The organism is Micromonospora sp. SL4-19 (assembly GCF_047921475.1).
Lineage (GTDB): Bacteria > Actinomycetota > Actinomycetes > Mycobacteriales > Micromonosporaceae > Micromonospora.
Window position 1 is genome coordinate 1 of sequence record NZ_JBLROB010000071.1, and the last position, 1,731, is coordinate 1,731.

Sequence of the window (1,731 nt, forward strand, 5' to 3'; positions counted from 1 at the left end):
GTGCCGGCCGGGGCTCAGCGTTGCTGGGCCCCGGCCGGCACTGGGCAAGGGTTTACTGTGAGTCGCGGTCGAGGTTGATCTTGTAGATGCCGCGGCCGTAGGTGGCCGCAAAGAGGGTGTTGCTGCTCTGGTGCAGGTGGATGGCATTGACCGCGGCGCGGGGCAGGCCACGTCCAACCCGCTGCCACTTGATGTTGGGGTGCTGGCTCTTGGCGCTGGCCACGTTCGCCATGAATACGCCGAGGTCGCTGGCGACGATGATGCGGTTCGGGTTGAGCGGGTCGACGATCACGTCCTGGGTCGGTGCCATCGGCAGGTTGCTGCTGATGTCGGTCCAGTGGGCGCCGCCGTCGATCGTGCGCAGCACGTGTGCGGTGTTGTCCGCGTTACGTAGGCCGGAGTACGTCACGTAGGCGACGTTGGCGTTTTTCGGGTCGACGGCCACGCGGGTGACCCATCGGTTCGGCAGTGCGGGATCGGTGAACCGGGCCCAGGTCGCGCCGCCGTCCTTGGTCCCCCACAGCCAGCCGTCGTCAGTCCCGGCGTAGATGACATTCGCGTCGGTCTTCGCGACTGCCACCGTGGTGAGTGCTCCATACGGGTACGCCGGATCCGTGCCCGAGGCCGGGTTGCTCAGGCTGGGGCTGATGGCGGTGAAGTTCACCGCGCGGTTGAGTGACCGGTTCAGGATGTTGCCGCCGTAGTAGACGGTCGATGGCGTGCTCGGGTCGAGCACCACCGGGGTCTGCCAGTTGCGGCGGTTGGAGGTGGTGGCGTTCGTGAAGCTGCTGCTGTTGTTGCCACCGTTCACGGAACGAGAGCAGACGCCGAACTGCGAGCAGGCGTACACGAAGTTGTGATTGCTCGGGTCGATGACGGTGTACAGGCCGTCACCACAGCCGCCGTACGATCCCCACGCGCCGGTCACCACGCCGGACGAGTTCCACGACCGCAGGCAGCCGTTGTCCTGAGCGCCACCGACGATGCGGTCGATCGACTGTTCGCTGACGTCGACCGAGTAGAACTGAGTCCACGGCTGGTTCTGGGCCTTGGTCCAGGTGCCGTTCGCGCCATTGCTGGCCGACCGGTAGAACCCACCGTCGTTGCCCTGGTACGCCAGGTTGGCGGTGTTCGGGTCCCAGGCCATGGCGTGGTGGTCGGCGTGCAGGCTGGTGACGTTGGACCAGGTCGAGCCGGCGTTGGCGGACACCCGCAGATCGACGCCGGCGACGAACAACCGGTCGGCGTTGCCCGGGTCGACCCAGATCTTCGACGTCCAGACGGTGTCGCCGCCGGCGTTGGCGCTGGTCATGGTCTGGAACGTCGCACCGCCGTCGTTCGAACGGTAGAAGCCGCGGAATCCGCGCTGGGTCTGGCCGGCGCCGGACGCAGTTTGCGACCAGTTGCCGGTCGTGACATACACCCGGTCGGGGTTGTTCGGGGCGATGGCGACCGCCATCCTGGCTTGGGCGGTGGTCGTCGTGCTGGTGCTCGACGCGAAGCCGACGCTGTCACCCGGCGTGAACGCGGTGATCCGGTTGTTCTCCAGCCGTGTCCAGTTCGACCCGCCATCGGTGGTGAGGTACAGGCCGGTGCCCGGTCCTGCGTAGCAGCGGCACAGCGATTCACGGTGGTGGTCCCACATCGGCACGAACAGCTTGTCCGGGTTGCTGGGGTCCATGGCGATGTCGGTGGCGCCCGTGTAGTCGTTCGCGCCGGCGAGCGCTCGGG

At 67.1% G+C, this 1,731-nt stretch carries 1 protein-coding gene; it reads right to left on the minus strand.

The window, feature by feature from the left end:
* Nucleotides 1–52 precede the first annotated feature (52 nt).
* Nucleotides 53–1,731 (minus strand): WD40/YVTN/BNR-like repeat-containing protein (locus ACNAVT_RS31685; protein WP_416301659.1); only part of this gene is annotated, 1,679 nt, incomplete at its 5' end.